This is a genomic window from Shimia litoralis (assembly GCF_005518135.1).
GTDB classification, from domain to species: domain Bacteria; phylum Pseudomonadota; class Alphaproteobacteria; order Rhodobacterales; family Rhodobacteraceae; genus Shimia_E; species Shimia_E litoralis.
This window is the reverse complement of the sequence record NZ_SULI01000037.1, coordinates 1-16,716: the sequence shown is the minus strand read 5'-3', so window position 1 is coordinate 16,716 and position 16,716 is coordinate 1. Positions and strand designations below refer to the sequence as shown.

The window sequence follows — 16,716 nt, the reverse complement described above, 5'->3', positions numbered from 1 at the left end:
TGAACATAAACCAGATGCATCTTAGCCAAGCCGCAAACCTGTCCTAAAAAGCAGGACCACTTCACCGGACAAATCGCAACAGATAAAAAAATCGGCTCGACGTAGAACAACGCAGAAAGAGGCTAGACAAAATGAAAATCAGTATTGTCATTCCGACCCGAGAAAGAAGTCGGTATCTGCGACATTCTGTTCAAACTGCTCTGGAGATTGACGATGACAATATTGAGATCATTGTGAGCGACAATGCCAGCTCCGACGGGACCAAAGAGTTGATGCAAGAGGTCGACGACCGCCGACTGGTTTATGTGAATACGGGCGCGCGGCTGTCGATGAGACAGAACTTTGAACGTGCTTTTGAGGCATCGACTGGCGACTATCTGATTTTCTTTGGCGATGACGACGGGATACTGCCAAAACAGTTCCCGTATCTAAGAGAACTTTTAGAAGCCAACAGACCTGATGGACTGAGTTGGATCAAGGCAACCTATGGCTGGCCCATCGACGGATATGGCAAGAAAACCGGTGGTGTCAGGTTCTACCGCAGCAACTGTTTCGGCTCTCCGAAGCCATTTCGCGGCGCTGATAACCTACGGAAACTAATGACGGCAGAGGTGTCCAACCTGCGTCCGGTTCCGGATATCTATCATGGCTGCCTTTCACGCGCATACATGCTCAAAACCTCGATGGACGGAAGCACGGTTTTCGACAGCGCCATACCTGACGTCAACCTTACCTATAGATCCATCTTAAAAGACGGCAGCTTCGTCGGGGTTAACCACCCATTCTCGATCAACGGATACAGTCCGGCAAGCACGGGTGGCGGTCACGGGGCAGAACAGAACAACCTCTCTGATACCAACAGCAGCAAGATCTTTGCGAAAGAAAACCTTACCGACACCATGAGCGATGTGTGCCCTCATGCCGGATCGGTCGCGTTGGCGTTTTTCTCAACCCTGGAGACGTTGCGTCGTAATCATGCGCTTGAGAAGTTCGAGCCGGACTACCTTAGATGGTATCGTTATGTACTCGGATCGACCCGCAAGAATCCCGCGCTGGCGGAAAGTTTGCGCGGCATTCTATGGGATCACGCGACAGCGACGTGCACAGAATCCGCCCTAACTGCCGCTCTGGAAGGTCCCTTGCAGGCCAAACGAAGCCCCAAGGAGCGCCTTGCCCGTGCGCACGGTCAGTTACATAGCTTCAGGGTTTCCGCCTCTGAGGGCACTGAAAACACCATTTTAACCGCAGCACACACGATGGATGCGATCCTCGGCCAGGATTTTGGTGCAGTTCTGTCGGGCGACATGACATCTCGCTTGGCTTGGAAGGCGGCCAAGCGCCGGTCTATGGGCTTTCAGCGTCAGCTTTGATCACCGGAGCCGTTTGAGAAAGCCGTCATGCGCCACTGTGATCAGCAGCTTTGCCGGAATACTCTTGTCGATCTCGAACTCGGGATGGGTCTCGAGATAGTTCCAAACCGCAGTTTTGGGGTTGTTGCCCGGTCCCCAGGACCGATCGGGATATTCATCAGCGGGCATGTCCTCGATCAACGTGTCGAACACGACGCAATAGCTTCCGACCGACGTGAGCGGCGCATACAGCTCCAGCTCGCTTCGGACATGATCATGGGTGTGGTTCGAGTCCAGACATACAAGCACGCGCTCGTATCCTTCTGCTGCCTTTTGAACCTGAGCGAAGATATCCGCATCAATGCTGGAACCCTCAATCATCTCAATGCGCGTGGCCATCGGGTGGTTCTGAATGGCGGTGCGGTTGTGCTCGCGGATGTCGATATCGATACCCAAGACTTTGCGGGAAGATTTCGACGGGTCCATAATAGTGCCCGCCTCGATGGCATCACACATGTCCAGTAGTGCAAGCATCGACGCGCTGAAAATCAGTGAGCCGCCATGTGCGATGCCCGTTTCGATAATCAGATCGGGTTTAACGCTCCAGATCAGTTCCTGCATCGCGACAATATCCTGCGGATACTGAATGATCGGGCGATCTTGCCAGTGGTAGTTGTATGAGTATTTCGGACCGGTCGTGGCTTGTAGAAATGCCATCGCCATGTCGTTCAGTGGCTTGTTGTCCATCATGTCCGAGATGCGGCCTGCGATCTCTTGCTTAAATTCAGTCATTTCCCACCTCAACATAAGTAAATGCGTCGTTCGACATTGTCCGGATCTCCTCGCAGTAATTAGGGTTCATCACAAGGATCCGTGACGACCGGGGCAGGTTTGGCAAAACCTCCTCAGGCGCGCTGACACGTAATCCGGTTCCGGCTAGAAAGCGGCCCTGTTTGCTTGGATTGATGTCGATCACAGCTTCAACCGATGCGCCTGCACGTTCACGTAGCAAGGCATAGATCACCCCTTTCGAAGCACCACCCCAGACAACATCCGATTTCGTCGACGCCGAAGCACGATCTTGTAAGGAGGCTATGAAACCGTCGGGGAACATTACAGGATCTTGCGGGTCATACTCAGGTTCGCGCAAGCTGGACAAATCACCGATGACATAAAGGTACTGCCCTCCAAAGCAGTGGCCCATCGCAGGGGCTTTGCCGAAGATTTTGCGGAAGTCGGACAGCCGGAAATAGTTAACATGTTCATAGAAAATATCGAACCATGACCGCTTGCCGCAGATCCAGTCAAAGCACGGAACCTCAATATAGATCAGGCCGCGACCGCCGTTAGCGTCGCGCAACTGACATAGAAACGCATAAGGGTCTGGAATGTGTTCCAGCACATGGCGAAGCACCAGTCCTTTTGCCGAAAAACCCAGTTCAGGGCCGAAATAGCGCTTTTGGATACGGTGGCTATTCCCTTCATAGGTGGGGTCAAATCCCGTGATTGACGCGCCGCGCCCCGCGAGTATCTCAAGGAATGTTCCTTTACCGCACCCGACCTCGACCAGATCATCTAGCCCGATCTTGTCGGAAATCAGATCAGCGGCCCAGTCCAGATGCTGGCGGAACGGCGCACTGTTGGCCTGTTCGTTCTGGTAGGCGGAATCGTAGTCGACGAGGGATGGATCAAAAGTGTCATTGCGTACCAACCCCGATTTCAGGTCTTCGACGATGCGAATGTCACCCCGCGGACAATTCCGAGCATCTTCAGCAGTGTTATACATTCGGTTCTGAAAGACCGGAAAGTCATCTTGCGAATATAACAGACGGGTTGCAGGGGCTTGTTTCATGTCGCCGTCTCCGTTCTTTGGCCGATTACAACCGGCGGGTCCGTCTGGATGTCCGGGCGGGCGCCAAATTTAAGAAGATCACGGCGCCCATATTGATCGGCTATTTGCTCTGCAAGGGCGCGGATCGTGACTCCCTTGCCGCTGCAGATGTTGGTCGGACCAACGTGGGTACCAGTGATGTCACTCACCAACAGGTCGGCGGCCGCATCGACATCCGAATAGTCGCGTACGGCCGTTCCACTGGTTAGTTCAGCCGCCTGACCAGCGCGCATCTGAGCATGCAGATATGGAACAAGGCGGCGATGGTCTTCGCGTGCACCATAGAGATAGAACAGACGCGCCCAAAGGAATTCAGTTTCAGTTGTGGCGAACCATGATTTCAACATTGTGAAGGCCGCAACTTTGGCCGCCGCATAGGGCGTATCGGGCGCAAGTGGAGTATTGACCGACAATTCGCCCACCGTCAGGTCGTATTCAAAGCAGGTGCCGATGCCCACGAACCGGTGCAGCTTTGAGGCCGCCGCGCCTTTTACCATCGAAAGTGTTCCAGCCAGGCAATCCAGATTACGCTCAGAGGTCAGGTATTTTCCGGGCTCCGCATACCACGCAAGGTGCACAACGGTGTCGATATCTGTCAGCGTATCGGCCCACCAGTTGGAGGGTTGCGCGAATACATCGTCGCAATGGATAGTTTTAGTCTTCAAGCCTTCCAGTTTTTTTTCGGTGCCAGAGCGAATGACACAGGTCAAATCATGTCCGGCGGCAACGAGCTTTTGCGCTACGGGCAGACCAACAAAACCTGTAGCGCCTGTGATCAGAATGCGGCTCACTCCGACACCTCAAGCGTTGGCACCGCAGTGACAAATCGCGTGCCAAGCGCAGCAAGGTCGCTGCATTGGGCTTTCACCTCCGCGGCAATATTCCAAGGCAGGATGATCAGGTAATCGGGACGGTTTTCGCGCAGCGCCGATGGTGCCAGTATGGGGATATGGCTGCCGGGCATCAGCTTGCCGATTTTTGCCGGCGCTGCGTCACAGATAAATGGGATCAGATCCGGCCGCACGCCAGCGTAATTCATGATCGTGTTGCCCTTGGCCGCTGCACCGTACCCGGCAACGGATTTGCCTTCAGCTTTCGCCTGCAACAAGAAACCGAGGAAGTCGTTTTTGACGTCATCAGCTTGTGATTGGAACGCCAGATAGAAATCGTCGCGGTCCATTCCGCGCGCCCTCTCCTGCTCCATCAGCGCCGCGACCGAGTTGTCTTGCGGATGCCCCGCCCCGTCATGGCAGCCAAAAACGCGAAGGCTGCCGCCATGCGTCGGCAACTCCTCTACATCGAAAATACGCAGCCCCGCGGCGGCAAATATGCGGTCAACAGCAAGCAAGGAAAGGTAGGAGAAGTGTTCGTGATAGACGGTATCGAACTGCCGAAATTCGACCAGACGCATCAGATGTGGAAACTCCAGCGTGATGACGCCTTCCGGTTTCAGCGACACCTTTAGCGCTTCGGTAAAATCGTTAATATCAGGCACATGGGCATAGACATTGTTGCCCGCAATCAGGTCCGCCTGTTCCAGCGAAGCCGAAAGCTCCATGCCAAAGAATTCCTGCACCACGGGTATACCCAGCGCCCGTGCAGCGGCGGCTGTGCTTTCCGTCGGCTCCACACCAACGCAAGGGATGCCCTTGGCCACGAAGTTCTTCAGCAGGTAGCCATCATTTGATGCGATCTCCATTACGTGGCTGTCCGCCCCAAGGCCAAACCGCTCGGTCACCATATTTGCATACCGCGCCGCATGTTCCAGCCAACCTTTTGAGGTCGATGAAAAATAGGCGTAGTCATCAGTGAATAATGCATCAGCTGCGGCGAAATCTTCGGTCTGCACAAGTCGGCAATCGCCACATGCCAAAAGCCGCAGCGGAAAGGTCAATTCGGGCTTCCGAAGATCCACAGGGCTGAGATAGGCATTAGATGGCGGGGCAAACCCGAGATCAAGAAACCGGATGCTCAGAGGGGTAGCACAATGGCGGCACAGTTGCGTCATAAGGGTGATACTTCCTCCAGGGCGGGGAGATTTTTGTCGCGCTCCGATATTTGAGCCGGTGGCAAAGGCCAGTCGATTGCCAAGTGGCTATCCATCAAATTTACTCCGCCCTCTTGTGTCGGGGAATACGGTCGGGAATGGAGGTATTGCAGTTCGACGTCATCCTCCAGCGTTTGAAAGCCATGCGCAAAGCCTTCGGGAATGTAGATCGAATTCCGGCGTTCCGCGTCCAGTTCAACCCCGACTTGCCGGCCAAAGCTGCCCGACCCTTCACGCAGGTCGACAATGACATCATAGACCCGCCCGCGAAGGCAGCGCACCAGCTTGACCTCAGCTGCGGTTCCACGCTGAAAATGCAGACCACGCAAGGCCCCGATCCCACGGGTATACGAAATGTTCATCTGCGCCCAACGGGTGTTGAGACCGTGGCTCGCGAATTCTTCGTCGCAATAAAACCGTGAGAAAAAGCCACGCGCGTCGCCACGCGGTTCCAGCAGCACTTCAAACGCGCCGTCAAGGGAAAGCGGTCTGAAGATCATAGGCCACCAAAGTCGGAAAGTTGTGCCTCGGTGACCTCCGCCGCCGATTTCCCGTCGCCGACCGAGCGATACCAATTGATGGTTTTTTCGATCGTCTGCTCGAACGACCAGCGTGGCTTGACCCCTAGTAGGGCTTCGCTTTTGGCGGGATCAAGGCTGAGAAGCCCTGCTTCATGCACAGCATCCTCTGGCGATACATCGTTCCAGCGCCCCGGCCAATGGCGTAACGCTTCGGTTACCACGTCGCGTACCGGTCGCGCGTCTTGCGGATCGGGTCCAAAATTAAAGCCGGATTGATAGACCGGATCATCCGACGTCCAAAGTCGTTCCGCCAACACAAGATATCCGGCCAACGGCTCCAGAACGTGCTGCCATGGACGCACGGCATCAGGGTTGCGCACCTCAATCGGCTTGCCGCGCGACAATGCCCTGACGATGTCAGGCACAATTCGGTTAGCCGCCCAGTCGCCACCACCGATCACGTTTCCGGCCCTTGCCGAAGCCATCCTGATATTTGTCCCACCCAGAAAAGACCGCCGCCAACTCGACACCGCGAATTCCATCGCCGCTTTGCTGGCGCTGTAGGGGTCGTGACCGCCCAGCGAGTGTTGCTCGTTGTAAGGCCTGCCATCTTCGAGGTTTTCGTAAACCTTGTCAGTCGTCACCATCACTACGGCACAGCGACCGGACAACTGGCGGATAGCCTGCATAACATGGCACGAGCCCATGACATTCGTTTGCCAAGTCTCCAACGGGGTTGCATAGGATTCTATGACGAGCGGTTGTGCTGCGAGGTGGAACACTAGATCAGGCTGAACCTCGGCCACGCGGCGCGCAACCAAATCAGCGTCGCGAATGTCACCTATCATGTGGTCAACCAAAGCTTCGATGCCCATTTGGTCAAACAGCGCAGGGTTCGTGTCGGGTGACAACGCCAAACCTGCGACATCGGCCCCCAACTTGTTCAGCCAAAAAGACAGCCAGCTTCCCTTGAAACCGGTATGACCGCTAACCAGAACGCGCTTGCCGCTCCAAAAGTCACTCATTCCCAAGTTTTCCACGGTGCCTGACCCGTTGCCCAAAGCCCTTCCAATGCGTTCCGGTCGCGCAATGTATCCATGGCCTGCCAGTAGCCGCTATGTTTCCACACCGATAACTGACGTTCTGCCGCAAGAGACTCCAACGGCTCTTTTTCGAAGACCGTCTGGTCATTTGCAAGACGGTCAAGAATCGCCGGTTCGCATACGAAAAATCCGCCATTGATCCACCGCCCGTCGCCCTCGGGCTTCTCCTGAAAGCGCGATACAAGACCGTCTTCGATTGCAAGCCCGCCAAAGCGCCCAGCGGGTTGAATCGCGGTCACTGTTGCCTCACATCCCTGCGCACGATGGTGTTCGATCAAAGCGGTCAGATCGACGTCACTTACGCCGTCGCCATATGTCAGGCAGAAAGTACCATCCAGATAATCTGCAACACGCTTGATGCGGCCCCCAGTTTGAGTGCTTTCGCCCGTGTCCACCAGAGTGATCTTCCACCTCTCTGCCGGACGGGAGTGGATTTCCAGACCGTTGTTTTCCAAATCAATCGTAACATCGGACATGTGCAGGAAGTAATTCGCGAAATACTCCTTGATCATGTATCCTTTGTAGCCACAGCAAATCACGAATTCATTGATCCCGTGCTCGCTGTAATGCTTCATGATGTGCCAAATGATTGGACGCCCACCGATTTCGATCATTGGTTTGGGCTTTAGATGCGACTCTTCGCTGATGCGAGTGCCAAGGCCGCCCGCCAAAACTACCAATTTCATCGCCCGCAAACCTGCTATTCAACGCGTCAATATGATGGGGTATGAAGAAGCAAACATTGTCTTGATCTCGCTTCCCAATGCGCCGGATTGTTTGTCCAATCGGCCCCCATAAGTTCGCCAAGCTTTACCTTTTGAAGCAAAAAAGTACAAGAAAATTCTAGGCTGATGTATGACTATGCGAGGATAGTATGGAATTGAGGGCTGTGCTGGATAAAGTGCAAACCGCTTGGAGGTTGAAGCGGCCCATATCTGAAGATTGGCGCTATCGGAGACCATGGATAGAATAGCGGACGTCAAGATTGGGAAAATATTGCTTGTTGAGCGAATGTCCGGTCTGAGGAAACTACAAAGTATTTCTGCTATAGTCGGCGGAGGCAACTTTCATCCAGAAGCAGCCGACGAGAATGTCAGCGCGAAATGACGCTTCGTCCGCATCTCTCTCCTTGATGCTTCCCGCAGCGAATGACCGCTCCGCCTATATCGGCCGACCTACGCCCGTCCCGCGGTTTGCATCGAATTTTGCTACCAGTTGAAACTTCGAAAAGGGCGCTTGCCCGAAAACGCCAACACACTGAAATTGCTTCACTTTTTTAATGCGCCCTTCTGAAGGCCTAGGGCGGTCGGTTAGAGACAAAGCGGGTTCAGAGACCGATTTTGGGTATTTAGCCAGTCTCCGAAGGGCGGTTGCAACGGCTAAACCCCTTTGAAACAAAAAGAAAAAAAGGCCCCATAAGGGCCCATCATCGGTTTCGGTAAGTGTAAGTGGCGGAGGGAGCCAAACCGGCACCCAACTCTCTCTCGCTCCAACCCATTGAAATCATTGAATCCAAATCGCGAACCCGTTTGACATGCCTCGAGACGGTCTGGCAGCCAACCGAACCACGTATATTGAGAAGATAACCTGAGAACGGTGCCGCTAGGTGCTGCTCAGCATTGCGACAACGCATATCAGCGGGCTTGAGAACCCTGACATGCCCCCTGCCCTCGCAAAATTTCGGCCTTTTACAGACACAGACGTTTTTGACATCTATGAGAGGGGTGCCAAAATGTAAGCTTGGTCCATCACTTTGAGATAGCAGCATTTTTTAAAAGCTGCGTTGAGGACTTGCAAGATGCATTCAACCCTTTCCCTCGTTCTGGTCTTTCTAAACAAGTTCTTCACACCGCGCCACAACGCGCAATTGCGACTAATGAAGGCTCAGGTTGCGATCTTGCGGGCGCGCATCCCGACACAAAGGATCATTCTGTCGCCCGCTGAAAAAGCCGAGCTAATCCGCATCGGGGCCGAAATCGGCCATGACATCGACGGGCTCATGGAGGTGGCAAAGCCAGCAACCTACAAACGGTGGCTCGCGCAAACTCGCTCGGGGCGGCCCTTCAAGGCAGTCGGACGGCCGCGTCTAACGCAAGAACTACGCGACGTCGTCACCCGAATTGGATCAGAAAACCTCCTATGGGGGTACAAGCGGATCGTGGGCGAGTTGAAGAAGCTGGGGCTTTATGCGGGAGCCAACTCCGTCAAACGCATCCTGAATGAGGCAGGCATCCACCCCAGCCCGGAGCGACGGAATAAGAAGCCTGCCCTGCCATGGAGCACATTTATCAGCGCGCATATGGAAAGCATGGTCGCCTGTGACTTCTTTACAAAAACTGTGTTCACCCTCCGCGGGCCTCGCACAGCCTATGTACTGATGTTCATTCATCTTGGCAGCCGCCGCGTGTACTGCAGCGCTCCAAGCTATTCCCCAGACTCGGCGTGGGTGACGCAGCAGGCACGCAACACGTTGATGTGGTGCGCTGAACAGGGGATCTTACCGAGTTTACTGATCCGTGATGCGGACACCAAATTCAGCGCCAGTTTCGACGCAGTCTGGACCTCAGAAGGCGCTCGGATCATCCAGACCCCGCACAGGGCGCCCGACGCAAACGCCTTCGCGGAATCCTTCATCGGCACCATCAAACGCGAATGTCTTAATTTCTTCGTCTGCTTAAGCCGGTCCCAGCTCGACTACATTCTGCGGACCTGGGTGCGCCACTACAATGTTGATCGCCCGCATCGCGGACGGGACATCGGCAACAACGTGCTTCAAGTCGATTTTCGGCCCGCCCGTGATGGCCCGATCCGGTGCAACCGCCAGCTTGGCGGCATTGTCACGTCATACACTCGCTGTGCCGCGTGAGTATCAGAGCCAACACGAGGATTGATGACGTCGAATTCATCTTGTCGAGTTTCGTCACGGAATCTAAAAAAATTATTCCAAGTCAATGAGGTGGGGGGACTACCTTACTAAAACTGTATTATTTGTGTACATTAGAGGAAGAGTAAACTTAAGAGAGAATTACATGAAGAAATCGTTGATTGCCGCTTGGGTAGCACTGACGCTTCTCGCAACTCCAGCCCAAGCTCAGCAAGAAAAATATCTTATCAGAGAACTTCAAAAAATGCTCAACTACTTGGGTTATGAAGCTGGAGAGGCTGACGGGATTTCCGGTTCCCAAACTCGTTCCGCTCTGGATCGCGCTGCCACCTCAACGGGTACCAATTTTTCTGGGAAAACATTAAAAAAAATAAATGCGGAGCTGCGCAAACTGGTATCCACAGCAAGAATGACGTCGGGAAGGCCCAAGGTGACCGACGAATTCGCGCTGAGCCAGTCAAAACAGCATTGGTTCAATCGGTATCTTTATCCAATCGACTTGGATGGCGACAACTTAGATGAATTGATTATTGCTGGGTTCGAAAGCCAAGGACAAAAGCACTCGGATATCAGTGCTAGCCGCATCGCAATTTTTGCTTGGAGGGGGTTCCAGCTTGTTGAAGTTACCAGCGATTGGCTCAACGAAGTCGAAAATGTCTTCTTTGGCGTTGGGGACATCGCAACGGGAGATTTCAACGGCGATGGTACGGTTGATATTTTCCTGAGCGCCTACACTGACAGCGACAAAAAAGTTGACGCCTACGTACTGTACAACGTTGGCGGCAGGTTTGAACGACAGAGGATCGACCGCGCAGGGTGGCAACATGGTGCGGCAGTTGGAGATTTGAACGCCGACGGCATTTCAGACGTGTTTGCAGCAGGCTACCACGGCTCATATGCACTATACTTGGGGACACTTGATGGACTTCAAAAGTACAAGTTTTCCTCTCAAAGATATTTCGGTGGATCGGGGGCTGCGTTCGGAAAATTCTTGGGAACGAGCGAAGTGCTTCTTTTGTTAACCGATAATGCGGGACGCAACCGGTCACCTAGATTGGATTCCAATCTCTATCGTGTCATCCTCGACAAGAAGAGAAAAACGGCAAAATTGGAGCTGATTGCCCACCTTCCCCATCCAGAGTTTGAGGGGCGAGAGTGGGACCATTTTTTTTCAGCGAGCAGTCGACGCTCACATGAAATACGCGCTCGCGCAATTGATCTAAACGGAGACAGGTTTGAAGACTTGATGATTGTCTCGACAGGTGTCTATTCAAAAACCCGAACTGGCCTTCATTTGTCCGCGATTCAGCTCATCGAAAGCACTTCTAGCGGATTTGAGAACGTTACGCACAAACGTGTTATTGGTCACAATTACATAGCCGGGCCGCCTTATTCACCAGTGTTGCGAGACTTGGATGGAGATGGCGATATGGACATCTTAATTAGCGAGCAAGACTCGCATGGTTTTGCGGATTCTACTGACGTGTTTCTGCAAGATGAGAACGGTATGTTCGTGTCGATCGGCAGCGACGCGCTTTTATCTGTAATGCCTGCGTCAGCACACGCGGATATTGCTACGGCAATGCGAGGCCCTAATGGCAAAATGTACTTTGTGCGCACTCAAACGAAAAGAAAGTTGGGATTGCCTACCCATTCTTTGGTTTACGCAGTAATGGCGTTTGACAAGGGCTGAAATGTAGTGGTTCAGATATGTCACTGAGAACTGACCCGGTATGCCCATAAATTGTCACTGACAATTGACCCATGTGAACACGTTGCTTACATTTTGGCACCCCGCGGAATTTAAGAACCTCGCAATGACCATTGAGCTGGTCGCCCCCAAGAACTGCTGGGACGAAGCAGCGCGCCACTTCGAACTGGTGGATACTGACAATCGCCTAGCTGGCGAAGGGGCGCTTTTCCCGCCTGTACAGCTCAATTTGCACGATCTTGCGAAGATAAAGGAGGATGCCGACACAGAACTGGGCAGCATGGTCTGCGATCTCTCGATTGTCCCGCAAATCTTGGACGAAAACATCAGCACTGATGCGAAGACTGAGGATGCCCCCTTGCACACTAGGCTTCAGAGATGAGCGCAAGAAGGATGCTATGAGGCTGAGGGAGCTTGGGAAGCATTCTTCCTGAACCATACTCTTGTATATAGGCTGAAGCCTCAGAACTCATGAGCCGTGCCATTGATAATGAGCGCTCCAACGCTGCTACCTGACCCTGCCAAAGCTCTACTGGTCCACTTTCAGGCGGAGAGCTTCTACGACGTTCAAGTGCCAATTCCCTGTTTAGAATCTCGGCTTGGAAGTGTCCGTAGATTTGCATGGCGAGGTACTCAAGAGCGGGACGGGAGCGATGCAAGGCCTCAGATTGATACCTTTTCGCCTCTGTATTGAGTTGACTGAGATGCCTAGACCTCACCGCGTGCGCAAACTCTGGCTTCTCAAGCGCAGATAGAGGTGTTTTCCCTCGAGCCACTGCATTATTCGTCGACGGCGTTAACGGCTGCAGGCAAAGGTCAACTTGCTCAGCCGATAATCCGGTCCAGCCATCCTTCCCTTTGACGGAACCAATGCGCAACATTTGCGCCGGCACTTCAAGCCGCACCCTGCGCTGAATTGCACGCAACAGGACCTGCAAACGCCGACGGTCGGCGGTCAGCGACTTTCTTTGAGCTTCGGTCGGTGCTGACGCCAGGATCTCATTTGCAGCGGGCGACCAAAGTGGCGGCAGAAGCTCGTCGGGAAAGGGATCCAGACTAACGACAGTCGCTATTACGATCGGCCCGACATCTCGTGCTGGATGCCCTTCTGGAAGCCGCACGCTCGTCTGGACAACTGGCTTCGTGGGTCCAAATTGTTCCATGACGCCGGTCGAGTAACCGTGCACCAAAGCGTCATGCAATTCGCCCCCATGATCGAGAAAATGCAGTGGGCGAGCGGATTTCGAACCCTCGGCGGATCGCTCGCCATCATCAGTGAAAACGCCCTTGCGCGGAGGAGCGGTAATTGCTGAACGCCGATAAATGAAAGGCACATGCCCCGTCATCCAGTTGTCCCGAGACGCTCCCGGCAGCAAGAATGGGCTGTCACCTGCACGCCCCCTCTCGCCAACTCCGTGGTACCAGATTGTCTGGAAGCCGTATCCGTCCTCCTTGTCGACACGACCTCCCACATCGAAATCGGTCGAACTCGAGATTGCCCTGAGCCATGCACCTATCGCGCGCTCTTCCTTGCGTATCGGCGTATTATTTGGACGCGCTCGATCATTCATCATTGCGGGAGCTGGGCACGGCTGCTCATGCCAACTTTCGTATTCTGCCGACGCCCGCCTCAGTGTGAAGGGGTCAGCTGACGCAAAGCGAGTTTGCAGACCTGTCGCCTTACCAGCGAGCGGTGATACGCCACGAGTTGTTTGGCGTTTGATTGCAGCTTGGCCTAGTGAAGCTTGAACCTCAGTCAACTCGGACGGCGATAATGGAGGAAGAGGCGAATCGAAAACTCCAAGGGCCGAAACCAAGTCGGCAATTGCTGCTTCTTGCGAACCTTCAAGTGTTCGTCGCCAGAGTTTTTGGGACCAATTGCGGCCTAACCTAAGAGAGAGTCTGGCTCATCTTGTTGGTTTCATTATGCGGCGTGCTGGCGGTGATGCAAGCGTCGCGTTTCGAGTGTCTTTTGTTTGATCCTTTCCCTTTGCTTTAGAATGGCTTTGTCGCGGCCGAAGTAAACATCGGCAGGTGTGACGTTGTTGATGCTCTCGTGATAGCGCTGGTGGTTATAATGATCGACGAAGGCTTCGATCTGAGCTTTGAGGTCGCCGGGCAAGAAGTAATTTTCCAACAAGATGCGGTTCTTCAAAGTCTGATGCCAACGTTCAATCTTACCTTGGGTTTGGGGATGATACGGCGCACCGCGCGAGTGCTTCATGCCCTTGCCTTTCAACCATTCCGCCAAATCACCAGAGACATAGCTTGATCCGTTATCACTGAGCAGGCGCGGCTTGTGAGCGACATGAACCTGATCGCAGCCGGATGCCTGCAATGCGAGGTCCAGCGTGTCCGTCACGTCCTCCGCTCGCATGTTGGTGCAGAGCTTCCACGAGACGATGTAGCGACTGTAGTCGTCGAGAACCGTGCTGAGATAGAACCAGCCCCAGGCCTAGGACCTTGATATAGGTGAAGTCGGTCTGCCAGAGCTGGTTGATCCCAGTTGTCTTGTCTTTGAACTCGTTCGCCGCCTTGAGCACGATGAAGGCGGGGCTGGTGATCAGATCATGGGCTTTCAGCATGCGATAGACGGAAGCCTCTGATACAAAATAGCTTTCTTGATCCGTGAATGTGACTGCCAACTCCCGTGGTGATAGTTCTGTTTCCTTCAGAGCTAATTTGACGACCTTGCGCCGCACCTCATCAGGGATACGGTTCCAGACGTGCTTGGGCTTGGGAGATTGGTCCTGCAAACCGGCCTCGCCACGCTGATGGTATCGGTCGTACCAGCGATAGAATGTCGTGCGAGGGATGCCCAGTTTGGCCAGTGTTTGGCGGGCTGACAGGTGCGATCCCTCGACCAGTCTGATGATCTCCAACTTCTCAGATGCAGCGTATCTCATTCTTGGTCGCCCCCATCGCCGATCATGCTTTTTTTGAGAAGGCGCAACTCCAGCGTTTGCTCTGCCACGACCTCCTTCAGGTCACGGGCTTCGCGGCGCAAATCTTTGACCTCGTCAGTTGTAGCAGCACGGGCGGTATCGCCCGCCAACCGCTTTTTCCCGGCTTCCATGAAGTCCTTCGACCATTTGTAGTAAACGCCTTGGGAAATCCCTTCGCGGCGGCATAGCTCAGCAATGCTCTCCTCACCACGCAGCCCGTCCAGGACAATCCTGATCTTCTCTTCGGATGAATACTGCTTGCGTGTCGCCCGCTTGATGTCTTTGACGATCTCCTCGCCAGGGCTTTTGCGTGTTCCTGTTGTCTTTCTCATCGTCCACTCCTCAGTGGTTACGATGAGCCAAGAACACTCTCTTATCAAATACCGCTATTTGGACCCATAGGCGCTGACGTCAGACACTCCGCCACAATCCGCGCCTTCACACGATCAGGCCAACGCCGCTTCCCCGTCCGTGAGACCTCAACGCCCAGCCGCGTGAGAAACTCGTTCATAGTCTCAATGGAGAAACTCACTTCCTGCTATCCCGCAGGGGTTGGTCTCAAATCAAACGCATCACCAAAAGGTGGGGGCCAGACGGCGCTTACGGACAACAATATCTGTGAGCGATCAATCAGGCCGGTGACTCTGGGGCGCAAAAACTATCTGTTCATGGGGTCAAAGGGCGGCGGCGATGCTGCTGCCTTCGCCTACACGCTGATTGAAACCTGTCGCATGAACAAGGTCGATCCTGAAACGTGGCTAACTCGGGTCCTCGCCCATGTCGCAGACCACAAAATGACCCAACTCGACGACCTCGTGCCATGGAACTGGACGCCGGAATAAGTCAACACCAGTCAGACCGGACGGATACGAAATAACCGCCCCGGGTCACGTTGCGCGCTTTACAATCTGGTCACGATCTAGCCCGAATTGGTTGAAGGGTCGTCGTCTTCCGGCAATGGGACAAGCGGCTCATCCACCGGCAGGTCGACTTCTTCATGGCCGGTTGCGGTTTGCGAATTCCAATCCTCTGAATGCGTTGGATCATCCATCGTCGTTGGATCCACCATGGGAGCATCGACCGGCATGACCCCATCTACTCCGAGTGCCACGGTGTAAGGGTTGGCCAGTTCGGCGTCCTGTGTCTCGACCAGGACGTCGGAATGTGCGTTCGCCCCAACGGCGTCAAGATAAACGTTCATCGGATCGCTGTGATGGGGAGGAGCTACTTCTTGGCCAAAGTGCTCCTCGGGGGCCTCAAATCCTTTGCTGTGATGCACATCGAAATCGTCAGCGCTGCCTGCTCCTGCGGCGAAGGACGCATCAATGAAGTCGGTTGATCCCGGCGCGTCGGCTGATAGGTCTTGAGGATCTGCGTCAAGCGTGACTTCGACAATCGTCCCCTCATCGCTGGGGGCGTCGTGTTGCGGTGGCGTCACCGGTACAATATCAATACCGATCAGAGTCGTGTGATCCACATGATGCCCACTGTGTCCGTGAACGCTTTGAACATTGATGTTGACCTGCACATCTGCGTCCGAGGTATGCGTTCCATGCTGAAGGATATGGAAAGTATCTGTGTGATGACCGGATGTCGCTGCGCTGCCCCCTTGTTTGATGACACCGGATTGCGATTGGTAATGGTATTCGAAATGGCCGGTCGTTGGGTCGATAGTCAGTGTGCCATATTGTCCTTGCAAGGACAGAACACCCTGACCGCCACCGTTGTCGATCGTCCAACCGCCCGCGCTTCCTGTCAGGATTCCGGACAGATGAGTCGTTCCCGCTCCATGAACCTGTGTTGCCGTCGGAGGGGTAACCGCCATCGCAGTCACGTCAAGTGTCGCGGTCGCTGAACTGGTCGCATGTCCGTCAGTTACCGAAATGGTCACCGGAACGTCGGTATGTCCAGCGCCAGCCGCTGGCGTGAAAATCCAGTTACTGCCAGATTGATGGAAGCTCCCGTATTGGGGATCAACCTGCACGTTCGAGATCGAAAGTTGATCGCCCGTATCCACATCGGTTGCATGGACTGCCGAGAGCAGGTCGCTGGTTGACAGTGTCCTACCCGCTCCAGGTTGAGTTGCCCCCAAATCCCCCGGTTGCACCGCTGGGCCGTCATTGGTGCCTGTGACGGTGATGACGAGGTTCTCGGTGTCAGTGGCACCTTGCTTGTCCGTTACGGTAACCGGGATGGTGACCTGCTGCGTCGCGCCTGCGGCGAGGTGCTGATAGGCGGCATCGGTTGGATCGAAGGCCCACGAGC

At 54.2% G+C, this 16,716-nt stretch carries 14 protein-coding genes and 1 pseudogene; 5 read left to right on the top strand and 10 right to left on the bottom strand.

Annotated elements, in window-relative coordinates:
* Window positions 1-131: 131 nt before the first annotated feature.
* The gene (locus tag FAP39_RS16820; protein WP_138017536.1) at window positions 132-1,370 is read left to right on the top strand and encodes a glycosyltransferase family 2 protein; all 1,239 of its coding nucleotides are present in this window, start codon (window positions 132-134) and stop codon (window positions 1,368-1,370) included.
* On the opposite strand, the gene FAP39_RS16815 is transcribed toward FAP39_RS16820, so the two are convergent.
* From FAP39_RS16815 to rfbF, 7 genes are read right to left on the bottom strand one after another with little or no spacing between them, the layout of a single operon-like run.
* On the bottom strand, window positions 1,371-2,141 hold the full coding sequence (locus FAP39_RS16815; RefSeq protein WP_134015589.1) for a cephalosporin hydroxylase family protein: 771 nt from the start codon (window positions 2,139-2,141) through the stop codon (window positions 1,371-1,373). It lies immediately after the preceding gene.
* Window positions 2,134-3,201 carry a class I SAM-dependent methyltransferase gene (locus FAP39_RS16810; protein WP_212743443.1) on the bottom strand — a complete coding sequence of 356 codons (1,068 nt, stop codon included), beginning with the start codon at window positions 3,199-3,201 and terminating at the stop codon, window positions 2,134-2,136. Before FAP39_RS16810 ends, FAP39_RS16815 begins: the two co-directional genes overlap by 8 nt.
* Window positions 3,198-4,031: an NAD-dependent epimerase/dehydratase family protein gene (locus FAP39_RS16805; protein ID WP_134015591.1), complete on the bottom strand. Its 834-nt coding sequence runs from the start codon at window positions 4,029-4,031 to the stop codon at window positions 3,198-3,200. Before FAP39_RS16805 ends, FAP39_RS16810 begins: the two co-directional genes overlap by 4 nt.
* The gene (locus FAP39_RS16800; protein WP_138017535.1) at window positions 4,028-5,248 is read right to left on the bottom strand and encodes a class I SAM-dependent methyltransferase; all 1,221 of its coding nucleotides are present in this window, start codon (window positions 5,246-5,248) and stop codon (window positions 4,028-4,030) included. Before FAP39_RS16800 ends, FAP39_RS16805 begins: the two co-directional genes overlap by 4 nt.
* Complete coding sequence (rfbC, locus tag FAP39_RS16795; protein ID WP_138017534.1) at window positions 5,245-5,787, bottom strand: dTDP-4-dehydrorhamnose 3,5-epimerase; 543 nt, start codon at window positions 5,785-5,787, stop codon at window positions 5,245-5,247. The genes FAP39_RS16800 and rfbC overlap by 4 nt, the downstream gene beginning before the upstream one ends.
* Window positions 5,784-6,833, bottom strand: coding sequence for a CDP-glucose 4,6-dehydratase (gene rfbG / locus FAP39_RS16790; protein WP_138017533.1), 1,050 nt, complete (start codon window positions 6,831-6,833; stop codon window positions 5,784-5,786). The genes rfbC and rfbG overlap by 4 nt, the downstream gene beginning before the upstream one ends.
* Window positions 6,830-7,597: a glucose-1-phosphate cytidylyltransferase gene (gene rfbF / locus FAP39_RS16785; protein ID WP_138017532.1), complete on the bottom strand. Its 768-nt coding sequence runs from the start codon at window positions 7,595-7,597 to the stop codon at window positions 6,830-6,832. The genes rfbG and rfbF overlap by 4 nt, the downstream gene beginning before the upstream one ends.
* A 1,112-nt stretch (window positions 7,598-8,709) precedes the next feature.
* Between rfbF and FAP39_RS16780 the strand changes: the two genes are divergently transcribed.
* From FAP39_RS16780 to FAP39_RS16770, 3 genes are all read left to right on the top strand, one after another.
* On the top strand, window positions 8,710-9,777 hold the full coding sequence (locus tag FAP39_RS16780) for an integrase core domain-containing protein (protein ID WP_171006908.1): 1,068 nt from the start codon (window positions 8,710-8,712) through the stop codon (window positions 9,775-9,777).
* Window positions 9,778-9,940: 163 nt separating this feature from the next.
* Window positions 9,941-11,488 carry an FG-GAP-like repeat-containing protein gene (locus FAP39_RS16775; RefSeq protein WP_171006907.1) on the top strand — a complete coding sequence of 516 codons (1,548 nt, stop codon included), beginning with the start codon at window positions 9,941-9,943 and terminating at the stop codon, window positions 11,486-11,488.
* A 124-nt stretch (window positions 11,489-11,612) separates the two neighbouring features.
* The gene (locus FAP39_RS16770; RefSeq protein WP_138017530.1) at window positions 11,613-11,888 is read left to right on the top strand and encodes a hypothetical protein; all 276 of its coding nucleotides are present in this window, start codon (window positions 11,613-11,615) and stop codon (window positions 11,886-11,888) included.
* Here FAP39_RS16770 and FAP39_RS16765 read toward each other — a convergent pair.
* Window positions 11,872-12,852, bottom strand: a complete 981-nt coding sequence (locus FAP39_RS16765) for a hypothetical protein (RefSeq protein WP_138017529.1) — start codon at window positions 12,850-12,852, stop codon at window positions 11,872-11,874. The genes FAP39_RS16770 and FAP39_RS16765 overlap by 17 nt on opposite strands.
* 578 nt (window positions 12,853-13,430) lie before the next feature.
* Window positions 13,431-14,783 (bottom strand): annotated as a pseudogene (locus tag FAP39_RS16760) (IS3 family transposase).
* A gap of 186 nt (window positions 14,784-14,969) precedes the next feature.
* On the opposite strand from FAP39_RS16760, the gene FAP39_RS16755 reads away from it, so the two are divergent.
* Window positions 14,970-15,293, top strand: coding sequence for a transposase domain-containing protein (locus tag FAP39_RS16755; RefSeq protein WP_246059236.1), 324 nt, complete (start codon window positions 14,970-14,972; stop codon window positions 15,291-15,293).
* Window positions 15,294-15,370: 77 nt separating this feature from the next.
* Here the strand turns inward: FAP39_RS16755 and FAP39_RS16750 are convergent.
* A partial coding sequence (locus tag FAP39_RS16750; protein ID WP_138017528.1) for a cadherin-like domain-containing protein occupies window positions 15,371-16,716 on the bottom strand: 1,346 nt, incomplete at its 5' end.

Excerpts from the sequence above, each read along its gene's own strand:
- FAP39_RS16820 (WP_138017536.1), top strand. The coding sequence starts at position 132 with ATGAAAATCAGTATTGTCATTCCGACCCGAGAAAGAAGTCGGTATCTG.
- FAP39_RS16815 (WP_134015589.1), bottom strand. The coding sequence starts at position 2,141 with ATGACTGAATTTAAGCAAGAGATCGCAGGCCGCATCTCGGACATGATG.
- FAP39_RS16775 (WP_171006907.1), top strand. The coding sequence starts at position 9,941 with ATGAAGAAATCGTTGATTGCCGCTTGGGTAGCACTGACGCTTCTCGCA.
- FAP39_RS16755 (WP_246059236.1), top strand. The coding sequence starts at position 14,970 with ATGGAGAAACTCACTTCCTGCTATCCCGCAGGGGTTGGTCTCAAATCA.
- FAP39_RS16810 (WP_212743443.1), bottom strand. The coding sequence starts at position 3,201 with ATGAAACAAGCCCCTGCAACCCGTCTGTTATATTCGCAAGATGACTTT.
- rfbG (WP_138017533.1), bottom strand. The coding sequence starts at position 6,833 with ATGAGTGACTTTTGGAGCGGCAAGCGCGTTCTGGTTAGCGGTCATACC.
- FAP39_RS16770 (WP_138017530.1), top strand. The coding sequence starts at position 11,613 with ATGACCATTGAGCTGGTCGCCCCCAAGAACTGCTGGGACGAAGCAGCG.
- FAP39_RS16765 (WP_138017529.1), bottom strand. The coding sequence starts at position 12,852 with ATGACGGGGCATGTGCCTTTCATTTATCGGCGTTCAGCAATTACCGCT.
- FAP39_RS16800 (WP_138017535.1), bottom strand. The coding sequence starts at position 5,248 with ATGACGCAACTGTGCCGCCATTGTGCTACCCCTCTGAGCATCCGGTTT.
- FAP39_RS16780 (WP_171006908.1), top strand. The coding sequence starts at position 8,710 with ATGCATTCAACCCTTTCCCTCGTTCTGGTCTTTCTAAACAAGTTCTTC.
- rfbC (WP_138017534.1), bottom strand. The coding sequence starts at position 5,787 with ATGATCTTCAGACCGCTTTCCCTTGACGGCGCGTTTGAAGTGCTGCTG.
- rfbF (WP_138017532.1), bottom strand. The coding sequence starts at position 7,597 with ATGAAATTGGTAGTTTTGGCGGGCGGCCTTGGCACTCGCATCAGCGAA.